This is a genomic window from Photobacterium sp. GB-56, from assembly GCF_003026105.1.
GTDB lineage: Bacteria > Pseudomonadota > Gammaproteobacteria > Enterobacterales > Vibrionaceae > Photobacterium.
This window is the reverse complement of the sequence record NZ_PYNW01000001.1, coordinates 218,508-239,859: the sequence shown is the minus strand read 5'-3', so window position 1 is coordinate 239,859 and position 21,352 is coordinate 218,508. Positions and strand designations below refer to the sequence as shown.

Genomic DNA, 21,352 nt, shown 5'->3' with positions numbered 1-21,352 from the left:
TCAACGTGAGACTAATCCCGCTAAATAACGCTAAAGATGTTGGTTTATGGTCAGCTCGCTACATCGCAGATCGTATCAATAAATTCGAACCATCAGCTGAGCGTCCATTTGTATTGGGTCTACCAACTGGTGGTACACCACTTGCAACTTACAAACGTCTTATCGAGCTATACCAAGCTGGTGAAGTAAGCTTTAAACATGTTGTTACTTTCAACATGGATGAGTACGTAGGCATGCCTGCAGATCACCCAGAATCATACCGTAACTTCATGTACAACAACTTCTTCAACCACGTTGACATCCAAGAAGAGAACATTAACCTTCTTGATGGTAACGCAGAAGATCACGTTGCTGAATGCCAACGTTACGAAGATAAGATCAAATCTTACGGTAAAATCAACCTATTCATGGGCGGTGTAGGCAACGACGGCCACATTGCTTTCAATGAGCCAGCATCATCATTAGCATCTCGTACACGAATCAAAACACTAACGCACGAAACGCGTATTGCTAACTCTCGCTTCTTCGATGGCGATATCAACCAAGTACCTAAGTACTCGCTAACTATCGGTGTTGGTACATTACTAGATTCTGAAGAAGTCATGATCCTTATCACTGGCCACAACAAAGCACAGGCACTACAAGCTGCGGTTGAAGGCAGTGTCAATCACCTATGGACAGTATCTGCACTGCAGCTACATCCTAAATCAATGATTGTTTGTGATGAGCCATCAACTCAAGAGCTAAAAGTGAAGACCGTTAAGTACTTCCAAGAACTAGAAGCGGAAAATATTAACCACCTTTAATCCTATTAAGGAATATTCATGTACGCGCTTACCAACTGTAATATTTTTACCGGTAGCGAAGTGCTGAATAACCACGCCGTCATTATTGACGGCGTGAACATTCATGCAATCTGCCCGATTAATCATTTACTCGATGGCATCGACACTATCGATCTTCATGGTGCAAACCTCTCTCCTGGCTTTATTGACTTACAATTAAATGGTTGTGGAGGGGTGATGTTCAACAATGAAACCACCGCCGAAGCCATTGATATTATGCACCAAGCCAACCTAAAATCAGGTTGTACTAGCTTTCTCCCTACGCTTATCACCTCCCCCGACGAAGACATGAAACGTGCAGTTTCAGCTATTCGTGACTATCAAGCAAAATACCACAATCAAGCATTAGGCCTACACCTAGAAGGCCCTTATATTAATGTTGTAAAGAAAGGGGTTCACCGCCCGGATTTCATTCGTCCAGCGAGTGACGATATGATTGCGTTCTTGTGTGATAATGCTGATGTTATTACTAAAGTCACTCTCGCACCTGAACTGAATTCACCTGAGCATATTCAGAAACTGATTGATTCAGGTATTGTCGTATCGGCAGGACACAGTAATGCGACATACGAAGAAGCAAGACAAGGCTTCGATCTCGGTATTAGTTTTACTACGCATTTATTCAATGCGATGAGTCCAGTAGAAGGTCGTTCGCCAGGTCTAGTTGGCGCTATTTACGATAGCAGTGAAATCTATACAGGCGTTATTGCTGACGGTTTCCATGTTGACTATGCCAATATCCGCATGGCTCATAAAATGAAGAATACGCGTTTAGTTTTAGTGACCGATGCCACAGCTCCAGCAGGTGCAAACATCGATAGCTTTCTTTTTACTGGGACAAAGGTATATTACCGAAACGGCATGTGTGTAACTGAAGAAGGCACACTTGGTGGTTCAGCACTGACAATGATTGAAGCAATTCAAAATAGTGTTGAACATGTAGGTATCGCCTTGGACGAAGCGATTCGTATGGCCACACTTTATCCTGCTCGCGCTATTGGTGTAGACAAGAAACTTGGGGCTATAAGAAAAGGCATGGTAGCAAATCTTACTGTGTTTGATCGCGATTATCATGTTCAGGCGACAATTGTTAATGGTGAATACAAACAGAGCTAATTATGACAGGCGGACAAATTGGTAATGTTGATCTCGTAAAACAGCTAAACAGTGCAGCTGTTTATCGCTTGATTGACTTGCAGGGCCCTATTTCACGTATTCAGGTGGCTGATGTTAGTCAGCTTGCTCCTGCCAGTGTTACTAAAATAACCCGCCAACTACTTGAGCGCGGCCTAATCAAAGAGGTCGCGCAACAAGCATCAACCGGCGGTAGACGGGCAATATCGCTGACAACTGAATCAGCAGCATTTCATTCTATTGCGGTGCGTATTGGTCGAAATTACATTGAAATAACCCTTTATGATTTAAGTGGTAACCATATAACAGGTACCGCTCACCCATTTTCTTATACCAGCCAACAAGCCTTAATTGATGGTTTACTTGAGCATATCCAAAATTTCATCAGTAATAACCAAAATGTAATGAAAGAATTGGTTGCATTTGGTATTACGCTCCCCGGCTTAGTGAACCCTGAGCATGGTATTGTGGAATATATGCCACATATTGAAATTGATGACTTTCCATTAGCTGACATTATTAAAAAACAATTCGGTGTTATTTGTTTTGTCGGTAATGATATTCGAGGCCTAGCGCTAGCTGAACATTACTTCGGTGCAAGCCGCGATTGTAAAGACTCAATTCTAGTCAGTGTTCACAACGGTACAGGTGCCGGTATTATTGTTAATGGTCAAGTATTCTTGGGCTTTAACCGTAACGTGGGCGAGATCGGCCATATTCAAATCGATCCTTTAGGCGATAAATGCCAATGCGGTAATTTTGGTTGTTTAGAAACAGTCGCAGCCGATCCCGCAATAGTTAAAAATGTTCAACATTTGCTCGACCAAGGCTATCCAAGTTCATTACAAGCGCTTGAAGATATAACAATGCTTGCGATTTGTAATGCGGCAAATGATGGTGATGAGTTAGCAACCCAAGCGTTGATAAAAGTTGGAAATCAATTGGGCAAAGCTCTTGCGATGACCATCAATTTGTTCAACCCTCAAAAAATCATTCTTGCGGGTAACATTACTCATGCCCAAGAGATTGTTTTTCCAGCGATTCGACGTTGTGTTGAAACACAATCACTCTCAAGATTTCATCATGACTTACCGGTTGTTGCATCTGAGCTTTATAACCAGCCGACCATAGGTGCATTTTCAATGATCAAACGCGCCATGTTAAACGGTGTATTATTACAGCTTCTATTAGAAGACTAATCACAGCACCATATAAATTCAGAGCAAAGGGGCGTATTGATTTAATACGCCCCTAATCTCATCAGCTTCACACTATTTCTCCAGATTGTTATCTTGCAAGGATGTTGTACAAGATATGGAATTTATCTACATACTTACCGCTTTTATCATTGGTTTTATTGCTCTACGTTGCAAACTCCCCCCTCTTGTGGGTTTTCTTGTTGCAGGCTTTAGTCTTAACAGTTTTGGCTTTACTTCTACACCTACTTTAGAAACCTTAGCTAACTTAGGGGTAACACTGCTTCTTTTTACCATTGGTTTAAAGCTGGATGTGAAGTCCTTACTTAAAAAAGAAGTTTGGGGTGGTGCTACCTTACATAATCTCTTATCAACAACCTTATTTACCCTCTGTTTATTGGTATTAAAACAGCTTGGTTTAACCATGTTCAGCGACATGGCGTTAAGCCAATTAATTCTTATCGGGTTTGCGCTGTCTTTTTCCAGTACAGTATTTGCCATTAAGCTGTTACAAGAAAAAGGCGAGTTAAATGCAAAGTACGGTACCGTCTCTATCGGTATTCTGGTCATGCAAGATATCTTCGCCGTTATATTCTTGACTATCTCAAGTGGAAAAATGCCAGAAGTGTATGCGCTTGGACTTTTCGCCCTACCGTTAATTCGCCCTATCCTATACAAGATCTTAGACAAAGCAGGTCACGGTGAAGTACTGGTACTCTATGCCATTACTCTTGCGCTAGTGCTCGGTGCAGGGTTATTTAAACTGGTTGGTATGAAGCCTGATTTGGGTGCGCTATTGATCGGGATGCTAATGGCAGGACACAGTAAGTCTTCTGAAATGGCAAAATCACTCTTTAACTTTAAAGAGCTGTTACTTGTTTGCTTTTTCTTAAATATTGGCCTGTCAGAAACCCCGACGCTTAATGGGTTACTGATGGCATTTGTTTTACTACTCTTATTACCGCTTAAAGGCATGTTGTACTACGGCATATTCCATTTGTGTCGTTACCGTGTCCGTACCTCAATGCTCGCGACGTTAACACTATTTAATTACAGCGAGTTTGGTTTAATTGTCGGTGGTGTGGCTTATAAGCTAGGACTATTACCGGGTACTTTTTTAGTGGCTATCGCTATTGCCGTTTCTTTTTCATTTTTGCTCGCAGCCCCTCTCAACAGCGTGAGCCATAAACTTTATACAGAAGCATCAAAATGGCTAAAAGAATTTGAACCAGAAAAACTCAACGCCGATGACAAACTGATCGATCTTGGACAATCAAAAGTGTTAATTCTTGGTATGGGTCGAATAGGCACGGGGGCATATGATGAGTTACAAGCACGTTACGGCAAGCAAATCATAGGCGTTGAAACCCGAGAGGAATCCGCAGAGAAGCAACGCAAAGAAGGACGTAATGTTATTCAAGGCGATGCGACTGATCCTGATTTTTGGGCGCGGGTGATCAGCAAAGAACGTATAACTCTTATTTTATTAGCAATGCCTCATAGTCAGGCGAATGTTTATGCCTTGGAGCAAATTAAAGCTCGTCATTTCCAAGGTAAAATAGCAGCAATTGCTCAGTACAATGATGATGAAGAGTTACTGTATGAACAAGGTATTGATGCCGTCTTCAACATCTTCAATGAGGCTGGCAGTGGTTTTGCTCGTAATGTATGTGATCACTTAAAGCCAGACATAACAGCAATCAAATCATAATCCTATAAGTACGCCCCCTTATTTCGCAGCAAAAAATAAACAGTGGTAACAACTACTGTTTATTTTTTTTAAACAAAAAGCCAAACAAATTAGATTTAATTCAGTTAAAGGCGATTTTAATGAATGATATTTACCTAAGGCGTTTTATTTTAATGGATTGAAGATTTTTTATTGCAATTTACTTCAGAATACGCAATTTTAACAATCAAAGAGAAACGCACATAAATAAAAAGTTTTATTTTCATTATATAAACCTTTCGGTTACATCTGTGTTTCTAAGATTTATGGATATAAAAAGATAACGTTGGAGTGGTATTACTATGTGTTCTGTATTTGGGATCCTAGACATTAAAAGCGACGCAGCAGCATTGCGTCCTATCGCATTAGAAATGTCGAAAAAGCTTCGTCACCGCGGCCCAGACTGGTCAGGTATTTATGCATCAGAACATGCCATTCTTGCGCATGAGCGTCTAGCGATTGTTGGCTTAAACAGTGGTGCACAACCGCTATATAGCCCAGATAAAAAATTAATTCTTGCGGTTAACGGTGAAATCTACAACCACAAAGAAATCCGTGCTCGCTATGAAGGTAAATACGATTTCCAAACAGATTCAGATTGTGAAGTTATTCTTGCGCTATACCAAGATATGGGCGAAGAGTTACTTGAAGAGCTTAACGGTATTTTCGCCTTTGTACTGTACGATGAAGAAAAAGATACTTACCTTGTAGGTCGTGATCACATTGGTATTATTCCGTTGTACCAAGGCTTTGACGAAAACGGTAACTACTATGTTGCATCAGAAATGAAAGCGCTGGTACCTGTGTGTAAAACAGTGAGTGAATTCCCTCCTGGTTGTTACTACGGTAGTGCTGATGCCGAGCCACAACGGTATTACACCCGTGATTGGAATGAATACGCAGCCGTACAAGGTAACTCAACCAGCAAAGAAGAATTAACTGAAGCATTAGAAGCCGCTATTAAGCGTCAGTTAATGACAGATGTACCTTACGGTGTACTACTATCAGGTGGTTTAGATTCATCAATTACATCAGCTGTGGCAAAACGCTTTGCTGCAATGCGTATTGAGGATAATGACCAATCTGAAGCATGGTGGCCTCAACTTCACTCTTTTGCCGTGGGTCTTGAAGGTGCCCCTGATTTAAAAGCAGCGCGTGAAGTTGCAGATAAAATTGGTACCGTTCACCATGAAATGACTTACACGATTCAAGAAGGTCTAGATGCTATCCGTGATGTGATTTATCACATTGAAACTTACGATGTGACAACCATTCGTGCTTCTACCCCAATGTTCCTAATGGGTCGTAAAATCAAGGCAATGGGTATCAAGATGGTACTTTCTGGTGAAGGTGCAGATGAAATCTTTGGTGGCTACTTATACTTCCATAAAGCACCGAACGCGAAAGAGTTCCATGAAGAAACTGTACGTAAATTGCTTGCTCTGAACATGTTTGACTGTGCACGAGCAAACAAATCGTTAGCGGCATGGGGTGTTGAAGGCCGAGTACCATTCCTAGATAAAGAATTTATCGATGTGGCAATGCGTCTGAACCCTGAAGATAAAATGTGTGGTAACGGTAAGATGGAAAAACACATCTTACGTGAGTGTTTTGAGCACTACTTACCAGAATCTATCGCATGGCGTCAAAAAGAGCAGTTCTCTGATGGTGTAGGTTACAGCTGGATTGATACGCTAAAAGAAGTGGCTGAAGAAAAAGTAACGGATCAACAGCTTGAAACAGCGGCTTACCGCTTCCCTTACAACACACCAACAACCAAAGAAGGTTACGCATACCGTGAGATCTTTGAAGAGTTGTTCCCGCTAGAAAGTGCGGCAAAATGTGTACCGGGTGGTCCATCGATTGCTTGTTCAAGTGCAAAAGCGATTGAATGGGATGAGAGCTTTAAGAACGCAGCAGACCCATCAGGTCGTGCAGTAGCAGCTGTACATAACGAAGCTTATAAAAAATAAGTTTGCTCTAAACTGCAGCTAATAAAAAACCGCCAAGCACTAAAATGTGTTGGCGGTTTTTTTATATCTATATGAAACTTAACGTTCCCAGTATGCTTCTTCCAAACTATCTTCACGCTCTGGCAGACCACGAGATAAACGTGGAGAATACTGAGCCAAGACTTCGTAGCTTACACGGTTTGAATATAAACAAACCTGTGAGAACGATGAATAAGTTAGGAAAGAATGTTGGTGCTTACTCGAGTTCGGCACGTTTTCTTTATGGTAGCGGTTTGCAGACATATCATGCAGTAATGCTGAAAGTGCACCATCACCAGCACCGTTAGTATTCTTAATACGCTCAGGACCGCCCATATAAGGAGCAATATGTGAATACGCCTTAATTGGATTCTCACACGCCGTTTTAAGCATTGGTCGGCTAAATTCATAGCGGTTAAACTCAGCAATATCACCTGGAAGTAACGGTAAACTTGTTTCACGCTTAGCGTTATCATCAGTGTAACCTGCGGTATATAAACCTACAGGGCCTGCAGTACAAAGAACAAGATCAACCCATTCTAATGCTTTATCAGCTGCTACAAGCGGATCAGACTCACCAGTTAACGCTTCACCTTCATCTTCATTCATTGCAACAACTGTTACATGATCACGAAGGAAGTCGCGCCACCATTGTGGATCGTCTTGAATAACGAACTTTGTACCTAATGTTAATACCACGGGTACATCGTATTTTTTCGCATATTCAATGGCGCGCATTGTTGCCGCTGGCATAGGATCGCCAGGCTTACAACGCACTAAATACGCCGTTAACACAAGTGCAGACGCATTTTCAAACACATGTTCAGGAATGCTATCAGGTTCAAGTTGGTTCATCTTACCTTCGTTGATAGCGAAGGTACGTTCACCGTCTTTTGAAATAAGAGCAAAACAACGACCAATAGGACCGTCAACAGGTTGAAGGTAGTTCATATCCATGCGGCTTGATGTATTACAAAGGTAACGGTACGCGTAGCTACCGATCTCAATGTCTTTACTCATCACGCCTAAAAGAACAGATTTATCATCCGCTAACACAGAATAGTTGTGTAGCGTATTACCAATCGTGCCACCAGCAAACTCGTGAGTAACAAGGTTGTTCTCTTTTAGCTCTTGATATAGCGCTTCTGCTTTTTCATCAGTAATAACCAAAGAATGGCCTTTACTTAACTCATAGCGTTCCAGGAATTCATCATCCACATAAGCTTCAATATCTACCAATGTTTGGTCAATACCTACAACATGAGTACGTGCTAGACGCTTCTCTTGTTTCGTTTGACTTAAAAGTGGATCGCGAGCATGTACCGGAAAGTAATGCTTAGATTTTCGTTGGCCTGGAAATTTCATGTCTATGCGCTATCAAGTTGTAAATTTTGCGAATTCTATCACAGAATATAGAACATAAAAGCAAAAGCTCTCATTGGTTTTGAGATATATCAACACAAATGAGAGCGTAAACGTTATCGTCAATGTAAGTTACAGAATAAAAACTGACTATTCCCAACCTTGAACATGTTGTTTCACCAAGTTTTCCATCATTGTAATATGTGCCTGGCTATCATTAAGGCAAGGGATCAAATTAAATTCTACCCCACCCGCTTCAATGAACACTTCTTTGCACTGCTCTGCAATTTCTTCAAGGGTTTCTAAACAATCAACAGAGAACGCAGGACACATAACATCAAGGCGTTTTACGCCTTTCTCAGCCAATGATTTTATCGTGCCTTCCGTATACGGTTTTAACCATTCTTCTCGTCCAAAAATAGACTGATAGCTCATGCTCATTTTTTCACGCGGCATCTCAAGCATCTTCGCTAATAGCTCCGTTGTACCATTACAATGATCGGGATACGGATCGCCATTATCAGCATAACGTTTAGGAATACCGTGATATGAACATAATAAGTAATCAGGCTCGCCTTTTTCTGCCCACACCGTTTTAGCCGTCTCGGCTAACGCTGAAATATAATCAGGGTGATCGTAATAATGATTAATAAAGCGCAACTCTGGGATATACGATATGGACTTTAAGTCTTTCGCAATACGATCAAATACAGCAGCTGTGGTAGTACCTGAATACTGAGGATATAACGGTAAAACTAAAACCTTATCACAACCTTGCTGCTTTAGACGCTCCAAACCAGCCTGAGTACTCGGGTTACCATAAGTCATACCCAGTTCAACTGGGGCTTGAAGTATCTCTGTTAATGCTTTTTGTTGGCGTTTTGAATACACCATCAATGGTGAGCCATCTTCCATCCAAACAGATTGATATAATTTAGCAACTTTCGGTGAGCGAATCGGCAAAATTACGCCGTGTAAAATGGGGCACCATAACCAGCGAGTCATATCGACGACACGGTGATCGTGTAAAAATTGAGATAGAAATTGTTTCACCCCAGCCGCCGTCGGTGCATCAGGCGTACCTAAGTTAACTAACAATACACCGTATTTTTTATTGTCTTTATTCATCGGTTTTCGCTCTTATCTGTCCTAAACCAAGCTTTCTGATCAAAAAATATTAATCATGCAACCGAAGCTAAACGAAGGCTGATCGCTTTTAGATCACTTTGATCAGAAAAAGACGTATCCCGCCTTTATTAACCCCTATTTAAACCATAAAAAAACGGACTATACCAATAGGTAAGCCCGTTTTTTTTCATTGTTACAAGCTATCTAAAACAGCCTATATCAATATTAAGCTAATGCTTTTTCTAGCTCAGCGCTCACTTCAGCAACAGGAAGTGTACCATCAAACTTAAGGTATTTCGTGTTACCCGCTGCCGCTTCTTTACCATAGTACTCGATAAGAGGTGCAGTTTGTGTGTGGTAAACATTTAGACGTGCACGAACTGTTTCTTCTTTGTCGTCTTCACGGATAACAAGATCTTCACCTGTTACGTCATCTTTACCTTCAACCTTTGGTGGGTTGTAAACAGCGTGGTAAGTACGACCAGAAGGAAGGTGAGCACGACGACCCGCCATACGCTCAACGATCACATCGTCAGCCACATCAAACTCGATAACGTAATCAACGTTAACACCGTTTTCTTTTAGACCATCAGCTTGAGGAATTGTGCGTGGGAAACCATCTAGTAGGAAGCCTTTTGCGCAATCATCTGCCGCAATACGCTCTTTTACAAGACCAAGAATGATATCGTCAGATACCAATTGACCTGCATCGATCACTGATTTCGCTTGCTTGCCTAGTTCAGTACCCGCTTTGATAGCTGCACGTAGCATGTCACCAGTTGAAATTTGAGGAATACCAAACTTTTCCATGATGAATTGAGCTTGAGTACCTTTACCTGCACCTGGAGCGCCCAGAAGAATGATGCGCATTGTGATCCCCTTTAATAGAGTGGAATTTTTGCAAAAAAGTGAAAATACACTGAATAAGCGAGACTCGCAAGCCCAGTACAATGACTGGGCTTGGTTTACATGCTTTATCAGAATAGTATTTGATACAAGCAAGTTATTTGGTTATTTAATCAGCAACTTGTTAATTGCAGCAAGGAACTGAGAAGGATCTTCCATCGTACCGCGTTCAGCTAACATCGCTTCACCGAGCAAGAATTCAACCCAACGACCAAACACTTCTTCATCTGCTTCATCTGCCATTTTCTTAACCAATGCATGCTCAGGGTTTAATTCAAAAATGTATTGAACCTCTGGCGCATCATGACCCGCTGCTGCTAGCAGTTTCGCCATTTGGGTACCCATTTCGTTTTCATCTGTCACAACAACTGCTGGTGTGTCATGAAGTTTGAACGTTGCACGTACATCTTTTACACGTGTGCCTAAGTAACCTTTTGTTCGCTCAGTCACTGAAGCAAACTCTTTTTCCGTCTCTTTTTGCTTCTCTTTCACTGCTTCATCGTCAAAGCTTGAAAGATCAAGATCAGATTTAGTAATCGCTTGGAACTGCTTGCCTTCAAATTCTGGCAAGTGCCCCATTAGGTACTCATCAATACGATCGTACATCAAAATCACTTCCAACCCTTTAGCACGGAATTGCTCAAGGTGTGGGCTATGTTTCGCTGCATTAAAATTATCTGCGGTTAGATAATAAATCTTATCTTGGTTTTCTTTCATGCGGCTCACGTAATCGGCAAGCGATACTGTTTGCTCTTGTGAGTCATTTTCTGTTGAGCTAAAGCGTAGCAAGTTGGCAATTTTGTCACGATTCGCAAAATCTTCAGCTAACCCTTCTTTTAATACCTGACCAAACGCTTTCCAGAACGTCTGATACTTCTCAGCATCATTTTTCGCCATACGCTCAAGCATTTGCAACACACGCTTGGTACACGCTTTACGTAGCGCTTGAGTTACCTTGTTATCTTGTAGAATTTCGCGCGATACGTTCAGTGGCAGATCGTTTGAATCAATTAAGCCGCGCACGAAGCGAAGGTATGTCGGCATAAACTGCTGTGCATCATCCATAATAAATACACGTTGTACATACAGTTTTAAACCATGCTGACCATCACGATTATTCAGATCCCAAGGTGCCGTCGACGGGATGTAAAGCAGACTAGTGTAATCTTGCTTACCTTCAACGCGGTTATGTGACCATACCAAAGGCTCTGCGTAATCATGCGCAACGTGATTGTAGAATTCTTTATATTCTTCCTCACTGATGTCGGACTTATTACGTGTCCACAATGCTTGGGCCTTATTTATCTGATCCCACTTTGTTCCTGTTACTTTACCTTCTTCGTCTTTTTCTTCGGTTTGAATAAGAACAGGAATACCAATATGGTCTGAATACTTACCCACGATTTCACGTAAGCGATACTCATTTAAAAACTCTTTATCATCTTCACGTAGATGCAAGATAATATCAGTACCACGATTCGCTTTAGTGATAGTTTCAATACTGTAATCACCTTCACCAGCAGACTGCCAACTTACCGCTTCATCAGCCGCAACATCAGCTGCACGTGTATTAACCGTTACCGAATCTGCCACAATGAATGCTGAGTAAAAACCCACACCAAACTGACCAATTAATTGCGAATCTTTACTTTCATCTTCTTTTAGCTGAGAGAAGAATTCTTTCGTACCTGATTTAGCAATTGTGCCTAAATGCTCAATCGCCTGCTCACGAGTCATACCAATACCATTATCACTAATAGTTAATGTACCCGCTTGCTCATTGATTGATAACTTAACGCATAGGTTAGAATCGTCACCATACAAATCAGACTGTGATAAGGCTTTAAAACGTAGCTTATCTGCCGCATCAGACGCATTTGAGATCAATTCACGTAAGAAAATCTCTTTATTCGAGTAAAGTGAATGGATCATTAGGTGAAGTAATTGTTTTACTTCCGACTGAAAACCACGAGTTTCCTTATTTTTATCAACTACTTGCTCGCTCATCTCTACTCCATTGGAAATTGTTAGGTGTTATTTTTAAGATAAATATGGTCAAACGGTATAATTTCAACCTAAAATAACACGATTTTTATTTTTTATATTTTTTCAGATTCCGTTTTATATTTTTAGATTAAGAAACCATTCAGCAAACTTATAGAACAATGAATAATTAGAAGATCATTGCTAAGGTTAAAAAATGCCCACACACGCAAAAAAGTTTTTAATCGGACAACGATTCATTTTTGATCCAAACGATAACAGTTTAATTGATAAACTAGAAAATAATGAGTTAATTCGTTTAGGCAGTAATGAAAGCCGCGCCTTGAGTCTTCTAATCGAAGATCCAAGCCTCATTATTACTCGCCAGCGTATTCACGATTATGTTTGGCGCGAACAAGGCTTTGAAGTCGATGACTCAAGTTTAACACAAGCTATTTCAACGTTGCGTAAAGCACTAAAAGACTCAACTAAGTCGCCTGCATTTGTAAAAACTGTGCCCAAACGTGGTTACCAAATCATTGCCACTGTCGATCCCTATGTCGATGAAGAAGGCATGGATTCTAATGTTGCAGCCCAAGAAACTTTACCGCATCCAGAACATATTTCCCCTCTTGATACACCAAGTGTTGATGTTACAGATAGCGAGATCGTTGAACAAATAACAGAGGCTGAATCATCGATACCACCCTCGATAGAAACCAAACCGAAGATAACATGGCTTGGTTGGATAGCACTGGCGATCGCTTTAATATTACCGGTTGTTGTTAATTTAAGTATGCCCCCAAAATCGGCTGCTTTTCGTCCACTTCTTCAAGTTGAGGGCGTAAAAATTTATACGCCAATTAGTAATCCAGTGATGAAAGATTGGAACAATATGATCAGTAGTTGCGTCAGTGATTATTTGAAAAATCATCAGGATGAAGGTAAACCAACCGAAGTCATCGTCACTGGTGGACAAAATAATCAACTGTATTTGAATTACTTACATAGCAGCAGTGTACCAATGGAAAACATCACCTTACGTTTACTGACTAGCCATGAGGATAATGTGAAATTATGCCAGTAAATTCTCCTATTACCTTCTCGCATATTATTCGTAAGTATTGGCCTTTTGGGATCCTTGCTATTTCTATCACTGTTTGTAGTTGGGTTTATTTTTCAACAGATTACAAACAAGAGCAGCTACTAATGTCGCGAGAATGGCAAAGTACGACATTTAGTCGCATTGAGCCAACACAACTCGATAATTTAGGCACACTACGTAAAGTAAAACAAAGCAGTAATATGGTGTATTTGCCTAACCATACCTATTCACGTATTACGACGTTAGAGCTGTATAGTGAGAAAGCAACGCCCGTAACGATTCATATTTCTGAATCCGGTCAATGGGATGTCAGTGGTGGCTATCTGCTTACTGAGCCCACAGAGTTTAAAGACGTAACATCTGGTACAAATATTGATTTTGATGATAAGCAACTTAATGTTGTAAAAGATATTTTCAGAATGAATGCGCAAGAAAGCCGTCGGATTGATGTGATAAACAAAAATTCACTGTTATTAACCAGTTTGACCTACGGCTCTAATATTCTTTACTCGCTGTAAAAAATACAGGCTTTAAATAACACATAAAAAAACCGCGCTATATGAGCGCGGTTTTTATTTATTCTCGCCAGACTATAAACGCTGACGCCCTGCTAATGAGTGCGATAGCGTTGTACCATCAACAAGCTCTAACTCACCACCGACAGGAACACCATGAGCAATACGGCTCGCCGGTACATCATATTCATGACATAACTCAGCAATGTAATGCGCTGTGGCCTCCCCTTCAACCGTAGGGTTAGTTGCAAGAATTACTTCACTGATATTTTCATGCTGTAATCGATTTTCAAGACGATCAAGACCAATATCAGAAGGTCCAATACCATCAAGTGGTGACAAGTGCCCCATCAATACAAAATAACGGCCAGAAAATTGTCCTGTTGCTTCTACTGCGACAATATCCGCAGGACTTTCAACAACACAAATTAATCCGTTTTCTTGGCGGCGAGGATTTTCACAAATGGCACAAACATCATCTTCAGTAAATGTTCGACAATCACGGCAATGTCCAATTTCAGTCATAGCCTGACTCAGTGCATCTGCAAGTTGTAAACCACCTTGGCGATTACGCTGTAGCAAACTAAAAGCCATACGCTGTGCTGACTTAGGACCAACCCCCGGTAGACAGCGTAAAGCTTCCATTAAATGCTCCAGTAAGTGACTGGTACGCATTAATTAGAATGGCAGTTTAAAGCCAGCAGGTAGGTTCATACCGCCAGTAACTGAAGCCATTTTTTCTTTTTGTGCTTCTTCGATACGACGAGAAGCATCGTTAAATGCTGCTGCGATAAGATCTTCTAGCATGTCTTTGTCGTCTTCCATTAGACTTTCATCAATTTCAACACGACGAACACTGTGGCTACCAGTGATAGTAACTTTAACAAGGCCAGCACCTGATTCACCAGTTACTTCCATGTTTGCTACTTCTTCTTGCATCTTCTGCATACGCTCTTGCATCTGTTGCGCCTGCTTCATCATGTTACCCATGCCACCTTTACCAAACATATCTTTTCTCTCTCTATCTTGGTCTGGTTAAAAACCTTTAAATTGGTCGAACACTGTCTTCATCCAGTTGAGCGGCAAAACGCTGACAAATAAACATCACATTTTGATCGTTATCTAAGCTCTGTTTTGCTTGTAACAGCTTTTGTTGATACAGCTCTTCACGTAATTCTAACGGTGTTTTTCCTTCTTCACCCAGTACGATATTCAACATGACTGAGTGTCCTAATACGGAACTTAATGCACTACATAATTGTTCTTTCGCACGCTCACCATTTAAATGCTGTTGCGCTGCGCGTAAATGCAATGTGATTTGATCACCTTGCTGCTCAAAAGAAGAGTTCAAGGCTAGCTGTTGGATTAATTTACCCACATCCAACTGCGTCACTAAGTTTGCCCAACTATCCTGATTTGCTGCTTCATTGACAAGTATTTTTGTCATTTCAGGTGTTTTTTCGTGCTCTAGTGCTTTCTTTAAAACACGTGGAGCAACATCGACTTTTTTAGCCTCTTCAGCATCCGGTTTTGCTGTCGGTTTCCAGCGGTATTCTTGATCTTCTTTCTCTTGTAGCTGTTGTGCTGGGAGATTCGACGTCGGCATCGCACGTGAAACACTCGTAGGTATCGCTTTTTGCTTATTCGCAACACGATCTAATACGGAAGTAGCGACTTTTTTAGCTGACGTCGTTGGCGTCTTTTTTACCGATGAAACCTGTGCATCATCATGACCACGCTGTTTCTGGCTGCGTAACCTATTACGTGCCGCCAATAACCCACTAGCTGGCGAGCCTGAACGTGATGTTTCAGCAGGTGCCGCTGGCATTTCAGGCGCACTCATCGGTTGCGATGCCTGTGATACTGGCTCCTGAGAACGTTGTGGCGCAGCAGGTTGTGATTGAGCACTTGACTGAGCTGGTCCCACTTGAGGTTCTGGCATCACAGAATGAGGTGGCATTGGCGCCATATTAATCTCTGGATTAATAGCAACATTAGATTGTTGTATTTGATGCGGTGCGACTGGAGATACAGGCTCCGTATGCGTGGCTTGCATCTGCGCTTTTAACGCTTGTACGCGTGAAACACCTTGTTGCCCAGTAGGGTTTGGATTCGCCGCTGGTACTGCCGCGACTGGCTGAGTGCTAGGAACATTGATCGCTTGTGGCTGGATCCCTGATGAAACAACAGGTCTAAATGCCAACATACGCAATAGCACCATTTCAAGTCCAGTTCGACCATCAGGGGCATAGCCTAAATCTTGTCGACCTTGCACCGCAATTTGATAGCATAGCTGCACATCTTGTGGCGTCATCAATTGGCTTAACAAACTGATACGCTCAGCGTCAGGCAAGGCTTCATCTAAACTCGCAGGTAAAGCTTGATACATGGCTACACGGTGCAATTGACAGGCTAATTCACGCAGTAAGCTGTCCCATTCAACGCCAATATTCGCCAGTTCTTGTAAACTGTTCATCGCAATATTTGCATTTGCTTGCGCAACAGCTTCAAGTAAAAATAACGCTTGATCTGTGTCTAATGTGCCAAGCATTGTCGCGACATTATCAATGCCAACTTGGCCGTTTCCCAAAGCAATCGCTTGATCCGTTAAACTTAACGCATCACGCATACTGCCTTCTGCAGCGCGCGCTAATAAACTCAATGCTTTAGCTTCATACTCTACTTTTTCTTCTGTGAGTACTGTTTCTAATTGCGTTTGAATTTGTTGATGATCAAGGTGCTTTAAATGAAACTGCAAACAACGAGATAAAATCGTAACCGGCAACTTTTGAGGATCCGTTGTCGCTAAAATAAATTTAACGTACTCCGGTGGCTCTTCTAACGTTTTGAGTAAAGCATTAAAACTGTGGCGAGATAACATATGTACTTCATCAATCAAGTACACTTTAAAGCGTCCACGAGCAGGCTTATACTGAACATTATCGAGTAATTCACGAGTATCTTCTACTTTGGTACGAGACGCGGCATCTATCTCTAATAGATCAACAAAACGTCCTTCGTCAATTTCACGACACGTTGTACATTTACCACAGGGGGTTGCAGTGATCCCTTCTTCACAGTTTAGTCCTTTGGCGAAAATGCGCGCGATGGTTGTTTTACCCACACCACGAGTGCCACTGAACAAGTAAGCATGATGAAGGCGATTTTGCGTTAACGCATTGCCTAAGGCTGTCAACACATGTGACTGACCAACCACATCAGAAAACTGAGATGGACGCCATTTACGGGCCAGAACCTGATAACTCATTAATAACTACCTTACTCTATCTAGACAGCGTCTTATGAATACACTCGCTTCTATTTCTATTATTCTCTAAACCTTATTTTAGATACCCATAAAACAAATAGTTCGTAGAAAATAAGAGAAATACTAAGACATGGTGTATTGATGGTGAAACCTGCGCTAATGCTAGCATATTGCGTATTTTGGAGCGAGAGAAGAGATAATTGAGAGCGCAATCATTAAGCAAATAAACAGTAAGTAAACATCTGGCTTACTTACTGTTCAATATTCTATTTATACTTAGTGGCCGGGGAAGTCACAAATAGCATATACATTTAAGCCTAAGCCTTGCAGGCGTGCTTCACCGCCGATATCTGGCAAGTTAATAACAAATGCAGCATCATCTACAATACCACCTAAACGACGCACTAAATTCGTTGTCGCTTCAATGGTGCCACCTGTTGCCAATAAATCGTCTACAAGCAATACGCGATCACCAGGTTTAATTGCATCTTTGTGAATTTCTAATGTGTCTTTGCCGTATTCTAACTCGTAACTTTCAGCAATCACTTCACGCGGTAATTTACCTGGCTTACGAACAGGCACAAAACCAACGCCAAGTTCTAATGCTAATGGCGCACCAAACAGAAATCCGCGCGCTTCAGTACCGATAATTTTGGTAATACCTTGATCTTTATACTTTTCAGCTAAAATAGCAATCGTTGCACGGTAAGCTTCAGGCTGCTCCATCAAACTCGTCACATCACGGAATAAGATCCCCGGTTTTGGGTAATCTTGAATTGATTGAATACTATTTTTAATCAAGTTAAGTGTTTCTTGGTTCATAATCGTTTCCGTGCTTTCACAATGCTGATAAGTATCAAGCGAGAAATAAAATGCCTACTCAATCGCAGGCAATATCATCAACTCCGGCAGATAAATATCAAAATTATCTGTCATGAATTATTGTTGCAGTTTATTGGTTTTCCTGCTTGTCAGCAACTAGCTCTGCAGCCATAGTTTTATCAATTACTGTCAACCTATTAAAGAAAAAGAGCAATGTCATCGCCATCACCAACAACATCAATTTATGCCACCATAACGGCACAAGAAAAATAGACAGTGCAAAACTGCACACTATCATGATGTTACCACGACGTTTTACGGTAGAAGAGACAGCACGATGCTGGTACCAATTATCTAAAATCGGTCCAAAGGTAGGATGATGACGTAGCCAATGATTTAAACGTGGTGAACCTCGCATAAAACACGCACTGGCTAGCAGTAAAAATGGGGTTGTTGGCAACAGTGGTAAAAAAATCCCTATCACCCCTAAGACAACACAGGTGGCTCCTGTAACCACATATAAAGATGAGACAACTCTTGTTTTTAAATTGGCATTCTGTCGCATTATCATGCTATTCCTTGTGTCCATTGCTACCTCCATATTGAAGCAAGATATAAGGTTAGTATAGCGATGATTAAAACTTATAAATCAAATAATAAGTAACAAAACAAATTAATCATATGACTAACCTAGTTTAATATAATCCCAAGAGAAGTGAGGTTCGCAGGCAAAGTCGGTAGAGCAATTAATAACAACAGACCACAGAAATACTTCACGCTAAACGGGCCTTCAAATTCATGATCCATCTCTACTTCTTTATATAAGATAATTGACAGTGCTGTGACGAAGATACTGAACTTGTTTTTTTTCTTTATATTTGTTAAAAAAAAATTCTATCTGATAATTTTTTTAGCAAAAACCGAAAGAAAATAGGGTTATTGATATAAATTTACACTAAGACTTGATTCAAATCACAACTCAAAAATGAATATCACCTAAACTAAAAATGAACTTGGGAGGATTCGTTAATATGTAAAATTTCTCGCAACTCTCTTGTTTCATATCAATCCCCATAATTAATGACAGTGATGTTTAATTTTCTCTATTGAATCAATCATTACGGCAATGGTAGACATGAATTATCAACAATTTCAGAGCCCGCTAAATACAGAATTTTTAACCCTAGCGGAAGAATTAAAAAATAAAATACAGCTCAATAGCCTAGTTACTGATCCTGCAAAGATTAATGATGCAGAACTTAACGACCTGATTGCGATGGCGAAAGCATCATTCATTCCTGCTCTTTTTGATACTGCAATTCGTCTTGAAAAAGTAGATGCCGCAGTCTGTTCATTTAAACTAGGTATGTATGGTTTATGTACTGATTGTGAAGAAGAAATTGAATACCGTGATTTAGAGCAAGATCCAGCACAACCTCGCTGTAAAGCATGTCGTGAGCATAGCCGTTATCACCACGACTGATCTTCATTAATAAATGACATATATAGAAAAAGGCAGCGATAGTCGCTGCCTTTTGCTTTTTACAATGTAGCGTAAGTCTTAATTAAAATCGTGCTCTGCCATCCAAATTTTAAACGCTTTTTTATCGTCTTTAGATGCCTTGCTATACCATAACTTTAATTGCGTTAACGCATCACCCGTGATCTGAACTTTTCCTGTTTTATCATCAACTTCTACCACTGTTTTTTGTAAATCAACAGGGTTACCGTTTTCAATAATGATACCGTTGTTTTTATTATATTCAGCCACAAGTGCCGGCATGTCACTATACGCTCCAAAACCTTCACCAATAAGTTCAACCGCATCTAACGATAATTTCTCACCACCTTCTGTCTCTAATATCCATTTTGGATCGCGGTCAAAATATGCTTTTGCTTGTGATTCTGTGGTTAAACGTGGCAAGGTTATTTCCGCATCTTGCGAAGTCATATTAATATCAAATAGATATGGACGCGTTGTATAAATTGTTGTTTTTGAGCCACGCTTCACTTCACCATCAAAACGTACCACTACTTGGTGCTTGCCTTCAGATAATTCAATACTTTCAGCATGAGAGAAGCGGCCTGATTTTACTTCCTTACCATCTACAACCAACAACTCAAGATTATTACCTACCGATAAGGTTGCCGCATTAACAGCACCAGAAAATAATGCGACTAGCAATAAGATTTTTTTCATTTTACATCCCTTATATACAGCATTGGATCATCAAACTCTTTCTATAGCAATTTATATCAACAGCTATAGAAAAAATGTAATAAAAAAGCCGCCAAAATGGCGGCTTATTGGTAGTAAACTCTATAATTAGAATTTAACTTCTAGACCAGCAACGTAACCGAACTCTTCAACTTCGTTGAAGATCTTGTCGTTATCAGCGTAACCAACTTCAGCGTATGCTTTAACATTGCTGTGTAGTTGTTGCGTTACGTTAGCGTATACGTTGTCATGAGAAACATCTTCGTGACGGTCTTTAGCGTGAACATAACCTAGAGCGAACGTTGTTTTGTCTAATGTGTAAGAACCGTTAACTTCGTATAGATCTAAGTCTTTCTGAACTTTCTTAGTATCAGAGTGTTTGTATTTAATTTGACCGAAAGAAGCAGCTAGGTTTACAGCACCGAATGCGTATTCCGCTTCTAGGTTGTAACCACGAACATCATCGCCAGCTTTACCAGGCTTAACAACTGGCTTACCGTCAACTTCACCAAAATTTTCTAGACCTTTGTAGCCAACACGCTCAGCATCGTAACCGTATACACGCACGTCAAGACCAGCAGTACGGAAACCTAAACGACCATCAGTGATCTCTGTTTTGTTATCAGAACCTAAGTTATGAGAAGCAGCAGCGTAGAAAGTACCGTTGTCGTAAACGTACTTAATTGCACGGTCGCCTTCAGTTTGAGCAAAGCTTACTTGCTCTAGACCCATTTCGTAGTCTTTACCAATACCTGAATCATCTGAAACAAGTAATTGACGACCAAATGTTAGCGTACCGAAATCACCTGAGAAACCAGCCCATAGTTCATCATTTTTTACTTCTTTACTTTCGTATTTAAACGCAGTACCAGAAACAACATTTAGATTATCGCTAACTGCAACAGATGCATTTAGAGATAAATCACCGTCATCCAGACGGATTGTTGTATCTTCGTTTTTTGCATAACCGTCATAAACTTGAACTTCAACAGCACCAGATAGGTCAACTTTAACACCGTTTGCGTCATATAGGTTGATGCCTGCATTTGCAGAACCAGCTGTTAGTACAGCAAGAGCTAAAAGAGTTTTTTTCATGATAAGTCCACTGCCTTTCTTTATCTTATTTATGGAGAACCATTCCCGGCACTCC

The 21,352-nt window shown here is 40.8% G+C and carries 19 protein-coding genes; 8 read left to right on the top strand and 11 right to left on the bottom strand.

The window, feature by feature from the left end; translation table 11 throughout:
• Positions 1-5 precede the first annotated feature (5 nt).
• The 5 genes from nagB to asnB all read left to right on the top strand — a co-directional run bounded on the left by nagB (position 6) and on the right by asnB (position 6,877).
• A complete protein-coding gene (nagB, locus tag C9J42_RS01205; RefSeq protein ID WP_107205564.1) occupies positions 6-806 on the top strand; it encodes a glucosamine-6-phosphate deaminase in 801 nt (266 codons plus the stop codon).
• Between the two features lie 18 nt (positions 807-824).
• Positions 825-1,961: an N-acetylglucosamine-6-phosphate deacetylase gene (gene nagA / locus C9J42_RS01200; RefSeq protein WP_107205563.1), complete on the top strand. Its 1,137-nt coding sequence runs from the start codon at positions 825-827 to the stop codon at positions 1,959-1,961.
• A gap of 2 nt (positions 1,962-1,963) precedes the next feature.
• Complete coding sequence (locus tag C9J42_RS01195; RefSeq protein WP_107205562.1) at positions 1,964-3,178, top strand: ROK family protein; 1,215 nt, start codon at positions 1,964-1,966, stop codon at positions 3,176-3,178.
• A 115-nt stretch (positions 3,179-3,293) separates the two neighbouring features.
• On the top strand, positions 3,294-4,886 hold the full coding sequence (locus C9J42_RS01190; RefSeq protein ID WP_107245596.1) for a cation:proton antiporter family protein: 1,593 nt from the start codon (positions 3,294-3,296) through the stop codon (positions 4,884-4,886).
• Positions 4,887-5,206: 320 nt separating this feature from the next.
• Positions 5,207-6,877, top strand: a complete 1,671-nt coding sequence (gene asnB, locus C9J42_RS01185) for an asparagine synthase B (protein ID WP_107205560.1) — start codon at positions 5,207-5,209, stop codon at positions 6,875-6,877.
• A 78-nt stretch (positions 6,878-6,955) separates the two neighbouring features.
• Here asnB and C9J42_RS01180 read toward each other — a convergent pair whose 3' ends face one another.
• The 4 genes from C9J42_RS01180 to htpG form a co-directional block, all read right to left on the bottom strand.
• On the bottom strand, positions 6,956-8,260 hold the full coding sequence (locus tag C9J42_RS01180; RefSeq protein ID WP_107205559.1) for an inosine/guanosine kinase: 1,305 nt from the start codon (positions 8,258-8,260) through the stop codon (positions 6,956-6,958).
• Between the two features lie 147 nt (positions 8,261-8,407).
• Positions 8,408-9,385 carry a ferrochelatase gene (hemH, locus tag C9J42_RS01175; RefSeq protein ID WP_107287078.1) on the bottom strand — a complete coding sequence of 326 codons (978 nt, stop codon included), beginning with the start codon at positions 9,383-9,385 and terminating at the stop codon, positions 8,408-8,410.
• Positions 9,386-9,610: 225 nt separating this feature from the next.
• A complete protein-coding gene (adk, locus tag C9J42_RS01170) occupies positions 9,611-10,255 on the bottom strand; it encodes an adenylate kinase (protein WP_105060657.1) in 645 nt (214 codons plus the stop codon).
• A 141-nt stretch (positions 10,256-10,396) separates the two neighbouring features.
• Positions 10,397-12,298: a molecular chaperone HtpG gene (gene htpG / locus C9J42_RS01165; protein ID WP_107205557.1), complete on the bottom strand. Its 1,902-nt coding sequence runs from the start codon at positions 12,296-12,298 to the stop codon at positions 10,397-10,399.
• 193 nt (positions 12,299-12,491) lie between these two features.
• Between htpG and C9J42_RS01160 the strand changes: the two genes are divergently transcribed.
• Both C9J42_RS01160 and C9J42_RS01155 read left to right on the top strand, forming a co-directional pair.
• A complete protein-coding gene (locus C9J42_RS01160) occupies positions 12,492-13,361 on the top strand; it encodes a transcriptional regulator (protein ID WP_107205556.1) in 870 nt (289 codons plus the stop codon).
• Positions 13,352-13,897: a regulatory protein ToxS gene (locus C9J42_RS01155; protein ID WP_107205555.1), complete on the top strand. Its 546-nt coding sequence runs from the start codon at positions 13,352-13,354 to the stop codon at positions 13,895-13,897. Before C9J42_RS01160 ends, C9J42_RS01155 begins: the two co-directional genes overlap by 10 nt.
• Before the next feature lie 72 nt (positions 13,898-13,969).
• Here the strand turns inward: C9J42_RS01155 and recR are convergent, their stop codons facing one another.
• The 5 genes from recR to C9J42_RS01130 form a co-directional block, all read right to left on the bottom strand.
• Entirely contained in the window at positions 13,970-14,569 is a 600-nt protein-coding gene (recR, locus tag C9J42_RS01150) for a recombination mediator RecR (RefSeq protein ID WP_107205554.1), read from the bottom strand.
• Positions 14,570-14,572: 3 nt separating this feature from the next.
• Positions 14,573-14,902: a YbaB/EbfC family nucleoid-associated protein gene (locus tag C9J42_RS01145; protein WP_107205553.1), complete on the bottom strand. Its 330-nt coding sequence runs from the start codon at positions 14,900-14,902 to the stop codon at positions 14,573-14,575.
• 37 nt (positions 14,903-14,939) lie between these two features.
• On the bottom strand, positions 14,940-17,162 hold the full coding sequence (gene dnaX, locus C9J42_RS01140; protein ID WP_107287079.1) for a DNA polymerase III subunit gamma/tau: 2,223 nt from the start codon (positions 17,160-17,162) through the stop codon (positions 14,940-14,942).
• Between the two features lie 276 nt (positions 17,163-17,438).
• Positions 17,439-17,984, bottom strand: coding sequence for an adenine phosphoribosyltransferase (gene apt / locus C9J42_RS01135; RefSeq protein WP_005370463.1), 546 nt, complete (start codon positions 17,982-17,984; stop codon positions 17,439-17,441).
• A 130-nt stretch (positions 17,985-18,114) separates the two neighbouring features.
• A complete protein-coding gene (locus tag C9J42_RS01130; RefSeq protein ID WP_107205551.1) occupies positions 18,115-18,549 on the bottom strand; it encodes a YbaN family protein in 435 nt (144 codons plus the stop codon).
• Between the two features lie 570 nt (positions 18,550-19,119).
• On the opposite strand from C9J42_RS01130, the gene C9J42_RS01125 reads away from it, so the two are divergent.
• Entirely contained in the window at positions 19,120-19,467 is a 348-nt protein-coding gene (locus tag C9J42_RS01125; RefSeq protein ID WP_107205550.1) for a conjugal transfer protein TraR, read from the top strand.
• Positions 19,468-19,545: 78 nt separating this feature from the next.
• On the opposite strand, the gene C9J42_RS01120 is transcribed toward C9J42_RS01125, so the two are convergent.
• Together C9J42_RS01120 and C9J42_RS01115 are read right to left on the bottom strand one after the other, a co-directional pair.
• The gene (locus tag C9J42_RS01120) at positions 19,546-20,184 is read right to left on the bottom strand and encodes a DUF2057 domain-containing protein (RefSeq protein ID WP_107205549.1); all 639 of its coding nucleotides are present in this window, start codon (positions 20,182-20,184) and stop codon (positions 19,546-19,548) included.
• 126 nt (positions 20,185-20,310) lie between these two features.
• Complete coding sequence (locus C9J42_RS01115; protein WP_107205548.1) at positions 20,311-21,297, bottom strand: porin; 987 nt, start codon at positions 21,295-21,297, stop codon at positions 20,311-20,313.
• Between the last annotated feature and the right edge of the window lie 55 nt (positions 21,298-21,352).

Excerpts from the sequence above, each read along its gene's own strand:
- nagA (WP_107205563.1), top strand. The coding sequence starts at position 825 with ATGTACGCGCTTACCAACTGTAATATTTTTACCGGTAGCGAAGTGCTG.
- C9J42_RS01195 (WP_107205562.1), top strand. The coding sequence starts at position 1,964 with ATGACAGGCGGACAAATTGGTAATGTTGATCTCGTAAAACAGCTAAAC.
- C9J42_RS01190 (WP_107245596.1), top strand. The coding sequence starts at position 3,294 with ATGGAATTTATCTACATACTTACCGCTTTTATCATTGGTTTTATTGCT.
- asnB (WP_107205560.1), top strand. The coding sequence starts at position 5,207 with ATGTGTTCTGTATTTGGGATCCTAGACATTAAAAGCGACGCAGCAGCA.
- C9J42_RS01180 (WP_107205559.1), bottom strand. The coding sequence starts at position 8,260 with ATGAAATTTCCAGGCCAACGAAAATCTAAGCATTACTTTCCGGTACAT.
- hemH (WP_107287078.1), bottom strand. The coding sequence starts at position 9,385 with ATGAATAAAGACAATAAAAAATACGGTGTATTGTTAGTTAACTTAGGT.
- adk (WP_105060657.1), bottom strand. The coding sequence starts at position 10,255 with ATGCGCATCATTCTTCTGGGCGCTCCAGGTGCAGGTAAAGGTACTCAA.
- htpG (WP_107205557.1), bottom strand. The coding sequence starts at position 12,298 with ATGAGCGAGCAAGTAGTTGATAAAAATAAGGAAACTCGTGGTTTTCAG.
- C9J42_RS01160 (WP_107205556.1), top strand. The coding sequence starts at position 12,492 with ATGCCCACACACGCAAAAAAGTTTTTAATCGGACAACGATTCATTTTT.
- C9J42_RS01155 (WP_107205555.1), top strand. The coding sequence starts at position 13,352 with ATGCCAGTAAATTCTCCTATTACCTTCTCGCATATTATTCGTAAGTAT.
- recR (WP_107205554.1), bottom strand. The coding sequence starts at position 14,569 with ATGCGTACCAGTCACTTACTGGAGCATTTAATGGAAGCTTTACGCTGT.
- C9J42_RS01145 (WP_107205553.1), bottom strand. The coding sequence starts at position 14,902 with ATGTTTGGTAAAGGTGGCATGGGTAACATGATGAAGCAGGCGCAACAG.
- dnaX (WP_107287079.1), bottom strand. The coding sequence starts at position 17,162 with ATGAGTTATCAGGTTCTGGCCCGTAAATGGCGTCCATCTCAGTTTTCT.
- apt (WP_005370463.1), bottom strand. The coding sequence starts at position 17,984 with ATGAACCAAGAAACACTTAACTTGATTAAAAATAGTATTCAATCAATT.
- C9J42_RS01130 (WP_107205551.1), bottom strand. The coding sequence starts at position 18,549 with ATGCGACAGAATGCCAATTTAAAAACAAGAGTTGTCTCATCTTTATAT.
- C9J42_RS01125 (WP_107205550.1), top strand. The coding sequence starts at position 19,120 with ATGAATTATCAACAATTTCAGAGCCCGCTAAATACAGAATTTTTAACC.
- C9J42_RS01120 (WP_107205549.1), bottom strand. The coding sequence starts at position 20,184 with ATGAAAAAAATCTTATTGCTAGTCGCATTATTTTCTGGTGCTGTTAAT.
- C9J42_RS01115 (WP_107205548.1), bottom strand. The coding sequence starts at position 21,297 with ATGAAAAAAACTCTTTTAGCTCTTGCTGTACTAACAGCTGGTTCTGCA.